Origin of the sequence: Anaerosporobacter sp., assembly GCF_031551385.1 — a bacterium.
Lineage (GTDB): Bacteria > Bacillota > Clostridia > Lachnospirales > Lachnospiraceae > Anaerosporobacter.
Genome location: NZ_JAVBNS010000082.1, coordinates 1 through 7,104 on the forward strand (window position 1 = coordinate 1; position 7,104 = coordinate 7,104).

Sequence of the window (7,104 nt, forward strand, 5' to 3'; positions counted from 1 at the left end):
ATAAATAGTATGAAGAGCTTTAATAAAATTTTTGTGATTGTTTTGTTTATAATAATAATGATTTTCGTAGGAACTAATACATACTTTCTAAGGATTCCAGAACAAAGTGGCAGACAGTATCGTGTGGAGATTAGTAGGCTGGTTAAGGAGATATCAGATGTTGGTTTAGAGAATATTGAACTTTCAAAGTATGAATATGTAACAGATGTTGTGCGTAAAGATACTATGGAAAAGGATTTCTTTGAGGGCGATGGAAGAGACTATGTAATCAAAGAAATCGACGGGAAATACTATCGCTTTGATTATGTTAGTAAGTCATTAGAGTATCGAACAAGGTTTATGTTGGCAGCAAATATTGTTCTTGGAATTATGGCGGTGCTTGTGGTTGTGGCAATGATTTGTATGCGTTACAAGTTGCTTAAACCATTCAACAGGTTAAAGGAAATTCCTTATGAGCTTTCCAAAGGTAATTTGACTATGCCTTTGAAGGAGGATAAGAGTCGATTCTTTGGGAGATTTATATGGGGAATGGATTTGCTTCGAGAGAATATTGAGGGGCAAAACGTACGGTAATTGGAGCTACAAAAATAGAAAAAAACGTTGATTTTATCAATATCTCATGATATAAAAACGCCTCTTTCTGCAATTAAACTTTATTCAAAGGCACTGTCAAAGAAGTTATATAAAACAGAAGAAAAGCAACATGAGATTGCCGAGAGTATCAATGCAAAAGCGGATGAAATCGAGAATTTTATATCTCAGATAATCAAAGCATCTAGTGAGGATTTTCTTGATTTGCAAGTAGAGAACACGGAGTTTTATTTGACAGATTTAATTACGAAAATTAAAAATTATTATTCGGAAAAACTTTTATTATTGCATATTAATTTTGCTGTTGGTGATTTCTCAAATTGTTTACTTTGTGGTGATTTAAATCGTAGTATTGAAGTACTACAAAATATAATTGAAAATGCAATAAAATATGGTGATGGTCATAAAATCTCGATTGAATTTTCTAGAGAAGAAGAGTGTCAGTTAGTGACAGTGACAAACAGTGGCTGTACACTTTCTGAGAATGAGATTCCGCATATGTTTGATAGTTTCTGGAGGGGGTCAAATGTGTCTACTAGTAATGGAAGTGGGCTAGGTTTATATATTTGCCGTCAACTTATGAATAAGATGAATGGGGATATCTATGCTCATATGAAGGGGGAAGAAATAGAAGTAGCGTGTGTATTTGAAAAGATGTAATAGTAATTAAAAATAAGGCCCTAGGTGGTATATGTTTCTAAACTGAAACATGTATCACTGAGGGTCTTATTGATTTTACTAGTTTATTTATGTGCTATCTCAGAGCTATATCCTTGGACAGTTTTTGAAGGTTCATATCCAGTTTGATTGAATAAAAGCTCATGTAGTTTCGTTACATTAGATGATAGCGTATCTGCTAATACATAGGATACACCACCAATCTTTTTAGCAGTTTTATCGAATGGGAAGCCGGCTTGTTCGCCTAAATCATAGAAGAAGATATCTTTTCCTAAACCTAAAATCTCAGAATTTGAAAGGCTTGTATAAATCTGAGGAATCATTTTATTAGCAACTTTAGCTAATGTAAATGGGTTAGATTTCTTTGCTTTCTTAAATATTTGGCTCATTACAGTACGTTGTCTCTCAGCACGAGTGAAATCGCCACCTGCCGTATAACGAACACGGCAATATGCCGTAGCTTGCGTACCATCGACAGTTTGCTTTCCAGCCTTGTCTAAATATGTGTATTTTGTGCCGTTGATTTTAGCAACATCACGAGTATAGTTGTTAACATGCTTTAACTCATCGTCTTGAATATCAAGAGTGATACCACCAAGTAAATCAATTACGTTTGTAACCGCACTGAAATTAACAGTAACAAAATCGGTAATATTTAAGTCAAAGTTTTTATTAATTGTGTTAATCGCTAGTTCAGGTCCACCATATGCATAGGCATGGTTTAACTTCGTATAGCCATGACCTTCAATGTATACATACGTATCACGGTATAGAGAACATACCTTAACATCTTTTGTCTTTTTGTTGATACTTACAATCATAATAGAGTCGCTTCGTGTGTTTTTTTGCAAATCATTTGCTCTTGAGTCGACACCAAACACAGCGATATTACGGTAGCCATCAAGTTCAGATAAATCAATATTATTAATTTCAATATTATCAAGATTAATTTCTTGTCTTGGAATACGGCCAAGTTGAAAATATAGATATACAACAGGTATTAATAGTAAGATAATAAGCAATTCAATAATAATCAGTCTGCGAAGACGTTTTTTCTTTTTCTTCTTAACTTTTTTCACGAGTGCTCTTTCATTTTCAAAGTTTCCTTGATTATTTCTCATAATAAACCTCCGAGATATTCGTGTGAAAAATCAAGAATGTTCACACGAAAGATATAAAAAAGGCATAGGGATTAGTATGCATTTTTGTTAATAAAGCCCTTAAAGAATGTTAGGAATAGAATCTTAATATCAAGGTTAAGGGTCCAGTTTTCAATATAATATAAGTCATGATCAATACGTTTTCGGATAGAAGTGTCACCACGATATCCATTTACTTGAGCCCAGCCAGTCAAACCTGGACGAACTTGATGCTTAATCATATAACGAGGAATTTCCTCTTTGAATTTTTCAACAAAATATGGTCGTTCAGGACGAGGTCCGATTAAACTCATCTCACCTCTTAAAACGTTGAATAATTGAGGTAATTCATCAATACTTGTTTTTCTTATGAACTTTCCAATAGGGGTAACACGTGGGTCATTTGAAGTTGTCCATGCCTTTTTCTCAGCAGATTCGGTTTGTGTCTCCATAGAACGGAACTTGAACATCTTAAATTCCTTGTTGTGAAGACCGATACGTACTTGTGAGTAAATTAAAGGGCCTTTTGATGTTGTTTTAATTGCAATTGTTACAAGTAGCATAGGGATTGAAAAGATAAGTAAAGCAACGAGAGCACCGAATATATCAATACATCGCTTAATTCCCTTGTTAAATGTATTACTGAGTGGTACACGGCGAATATTGATAATTGGAAGTCCGTTTAAATCCTCAATATATGGTCGTGTAGGTATAATATTATTATAATCTGGAATAAATAATGTATGAACACCAGATTTTTCACAAGCAGTTACAAGGTCTTCTAATTTAGCATATTCGCTTATGCTTAATGTAATAGCAATTTCATCAATATCGTTTTCAGCGAGTAATTCTGTAAGTTTGGAAGTGTCACCTAGAACTTTGACTCTATCGTATACTTCACCTTCTTCTTTATTGTCATCAAGAATGCCAAGTACATGGTAACCCCATTGTGGATTGGCACGAATTCTATCGATATATCCTTCAGCAGTACGGCTATAACCAACAATTAAGATATGTTTTAAGTTGAAGCCATGTTTCCGAATTGAATGAAGAACTTTTACAAGTACTCTTCGATAGAGGAACATGATAGTAATATTTATTGCAAAGAAAATAGTAATAAATGAACGAGACACATTAATATCTTTTTTGAAGATATATAAGACCAAGATGAAGTATATTGTTCCTATTATATTTGACTTAAGGATATTAAGGAGCTCCATTTTTTGCCCTTTACTTCGTTTGGGCGTATACAAGTTGCAAGAATAGTAAATTAAGCAATACGCAGGGAGAAGATATACGAAATAATGCAACATGGTTGACCATGGCAAGAATCCCTTGTCTGGTTTGAAAATAATAAAACGCAACACATAACTTAATGAGTAAGCGATGAACAACGCAATTAAGTCAAGAATTCCATGAAACTTATTAAATGTCTTTTGATTATCTTTAATCATAGATATGAAATCACCTCTGTTTTTTCTTATTGTAAAAAAAATGTTTTTTAATAACGTCCTTATTATAATACATTACCAAGTTTTAATCTACAACAAAAAAATTCTTAAAAAATTCTTATTATTCACATTCTTTACACATTTTCATGATATGATAACACATAAAGAAATTAATTGTGTATTTTGTGTGTTTTAGGTGTTGGAGCAAAACTCTTGTAGGTTTTCAAAGCGTATTCGTTGCTGTACTATAACACAAAACACGCGACACACAAGTAATGATTAATTGTTGGGTGAATAATTAATTCTAAATGATTGTTTATTACCAATACTATTTTCACATTGAAGATTTTGCTACATTTTTTGAAGGGAGATATTACACATGGAAAAGGATTATGAGAACAACGGTATAAATTTGAATGGAAATGCTGTTAATAGTGAAGAGACAGCAGATAATATGAATGCAAATGATGCGAATATAAATAATGTAAATACGAATGATCAAAATATGAATAGTCAGAATACAAATAATCAAAATACGAATGACAATCAATATTATACAACGCAAGAGTCGTATCACTATAATCAAGAGAGTCAATATAGCCAAAAAAACCAATATAATGAATGGAATCAAGAACCAAATCAATATAGTCAAGAATATAATACTATGCAGGATTCCTATAGTGCAGATTATGGGAATGCGCAGGTTTATGATGAACAATACGGTAATAGTGGGCAAGCGGTAGGGCCTGTTTATGATACGTATCAATATCAGGATGCTTCTTATCAGAATGCGACGAACCAAAATGAAGCATATCAAAAGGAATCGTATCAAGAGCAAGCGAATCAAAATACTACGTACAGTTATGTAGGAGAGCAAATTCATCAAGATAATTATGAATTTGCTGGACAAGATTTTTCAGATGGACAGGCTGTTCAGACTGAGAATGGAGGAAAAGAACCTAAGAAGGGGAAGAAGATTGTAAAATTCATTGCGACGGCAGCAGCATTTGGTATTATTGCTAGTGTTGCGTTCTTGGGTGCGAATGAAGTGTATTATGGAATTAATCCAAGTGCAAGACATAGCTCGACTGCTATTGATGAGGGTAATAATTCGAAGAATGCATCTTTAAGTGTAAATCAAAATGATAACGCGAATTCAATAGCAACAACGACTGTTTCGAATGGTGGCGTAATCTATAATACAGATGTGTCAGATGTAGTAGAAGAGACAATGCCATCAATTGTAGCAATTACAAGTACAGTGACAAAGTCATATAATGATTGGTTTGGTCAAAATTATGAAGAAGATGTTGAAGGTAGTGGTTCAGGAATTATCGTTGGTAAGAATGATAATGAGCTATTGATTGTTACGAATAATCATGTAGTTGATGGTGCAAAAGCAATAGCAGTTCAATTTATTGATAAAGAAATCTACCAAGCTGAAATCAAAGGTAAAGACAGTACAGCAGATTTGGCTGTAATCGCAGTTAAACTAAGTGATATTAGCAGTGACACAATGGGAAAAATCAAAATTGCTACATTAGGTAATTCTGATGATATCAAAGTTGGTCAAATGGCAATTGCAATTGGTAATGCGCTAGGATATGGCCAATCTACAACTGTTGGTTATATTAGTGCAACAGAAAGAGAAGTAACAGTTGAGAATAATAAAATGACATTGTTACAAACAGATGCAGCAATTAATCCAGGTAACAGTGGTGGAGCGTTACTTAATGTTGCTGGTGAAGTAATTGGTATTAATTCAGTGAAGTATGCAGATAGTTCGGTAGAAGGAATGGGATTTGCAATTCCAATTACTCGTGCAATGCCAATTATTAATGAGCTTATGAACCGTGAAAAGATTGCAGAAGGAGAAGAAGGTTTCCTTGGAATTTCCGGTGGCACAGTACCTGCTGATATGGTTAAAGGTTACGGTTGGCCAGAAGGTGTATACATTGATTCTGTATTAGATGGTGGTCCAGCACAAGAGAGTGGAATTATATCCAGAGATATTGTGACAAAGGTTAATGATGTAACGATTACGACAATGGAAGCAATGCAAGAAAAGATATCAAGTTACTCAGCGGGAACAAAGGTAACGATAACCGTTCAAAGACTTGAGAATGGTCAATTTGTTGAGAAAACATTTGAAGTGACATTAAAGAAGAAGACAGATGTGGTGACGGAAGATACAACGTCATCAAACAATTCTGATTCGAATGATGTAACACTTCCAGACAACAATCAAGATAACAACCGAGATAATGGTCAGGATAATAATGAAGATTACTATACGGAAGATCGTAATGGAACAGATCCATTCAGTAATTTCTTCGGAGAAGATGGAGTATTCCAATTCCCTGGGGCTGGTAATTAGTTTCAATATCCTATACAATATAAAAAAAGCTCCTAACAGGAGCTTTTTTTATATGACTCATAGTATTTATTACTAGATTAGTCGATTGATTCAATTGTTAGTTTGAATTCATCCTCAACTTTTTCAACTTTACCGTGCATAGCAAAGAAGTTTTCACAATTAGGGCATTCCATTTCGTCAAAATCAATATCGAAAGAATCTTCACCTTCTAATTCTGTTTCGTCTTCTGCTTCTAATTCTACATCAATTTCAAATCCAATTTTGCAATATGGACATTTTACTTCTGCTGTAATATTTGCCATTGAGAGCCTCCTTAAGTTTAGCAATAGTAACAATTTAGAACTTAGGATGATAATGTCATTCTAAGATAGATAAACGTTACAAGTGTATTTATACCTCCATATTATAGCATAGCAAACTAGGTGATACAACCAATTGTTTATTAAGATGTTATTAAATAAAACGTAATAAAACATAAATTGATACATAAAGAATATATGATACTACATGATAATTATAAAAACAAAGATTTCATTTTAGCGAATAGTAAGATATAATGGAACTATTACGCATTGAAGGGAAGAACGTTATGAGAAAGTTAATCGGTAACAAGAAGTTCTACCGAATGTTATTAGCAATTGCAGTTCCTATCATGATTCAGAATGGAATTACGAATTTTGCTGGAATGCTAGATAACATTATGGTTGGTAGAATAGGAACGGAGCAGATGTCGGGTGTTGCGATTGTGAATCAATTGCTGTTTGTATTTAATCTATGTATCTTTGGTGGTGTATCTGGAGCAGGTATTTTTGGAGCGCAATTTTTTGGACAAGATAACCAAGAAGGGGTAAGAAGTGCATTTCGATTT

Annotated in this window: 6 protein-coding genes and 1 pseudogene; 4 read left to right on the forward strand and 3 right to left on the reverse strand. The window is 33.6% G+C overall.

Annotated elements, in window-relative coordinates; all coding sequences use genetic code 11:
• Both RMR19_RS07890 and RMR19_RS07895 read left to right on the forward strand, forming a co-directional pair.
• Positions 1–573, forward strand: a pseudogene (locus RMR19_RS07890) (sensor histidine kinase); the annotation flags it as partial.
• A gap of 27 nt (positions 574–600) precedes the next feature.
• Positions 601–1,251 (forward strand): sensor histidine kinase, encoded by a 651-nt coding sequence (locus RMR19_RS07895; protein ID WP_310602951.1) that lies wholly within the window; start codon positions 601–603, stop codon positions 1,249–1,251.
• An 83-nt stretch (positions 1,252–1,334) separates the two neighbouring features.
• On the opposite strand, the gene RMR19_RS07900 is transcribed toward RMR19_RS07895, so the two are convergent.
• Positions 1,335–2,390, reverse strand: a complete 1,056-nt coding sequence (locus RMR19_RS07900; RefSeq protein WP_310602952.1) for an LCP family protein — start codon at positions 2,388–2,390, stop codon at positions 1,335–1,337.
• Positions 2,391–2,461: 71 nt separating this feature from the next.
• Positions 2,462–3,862, reverse strand: a complete 1,401-nt coding sequence (locus tag RMR19_RS07905; RefSeq protein WP_310602953.1) for an undecaprenyl-phosphate glucose phosphotransferase — start codon at positions 3,860–3,862, stop codon at positions 2,462–2,464.
• 376 nt (positions 3,863–4,238) lie between these two features.
• On the opposite strand from RMR19_RS07905, the gene RMR19_RS07910 reads away from it, so the two are divergent.
• Complete coding sequence (locus tag RMR19_RS07910; RefSeq protein ID WP_310602954.1) at positions 4,239–6,236, forward strand: S1C family serine protease; 1,998 nt, start codon at positions 4,239–4,241, stop codon at positions 6,234–6,236.
• Between the two features lie 77 nt (positions 6,237–6,313).
• On the opposite strand, the gene RMR19_RS07915 is transcribed toward RMR19_RS07910, so the two are convergent.
• Positions 6,314–6,538 (reverse strand): hypothetical protein, encoded by a 225-nt coding sequence (locus RMR19_RS07915; RefSeq protein WP_310602955.1) that lies wholly within the window; start codon positions 6,536–6,538, stop codon positions 6,314–6,316.
• 287 nt (positions 6,539–6,825) lie between these two features.
• Between RMR19_RS07915 and RMR19_RS07920 the strand changes: the two genes are divergently transcribed.
• Positions 6,826–7,104, forward strand: a 279-nt coding sequence (locus RMR19_RS07920; RefSeq protein ID WP_310602956.1) for an MATE family efflux transporter, incomplete at its 3' end; no start/stop codon positions are given.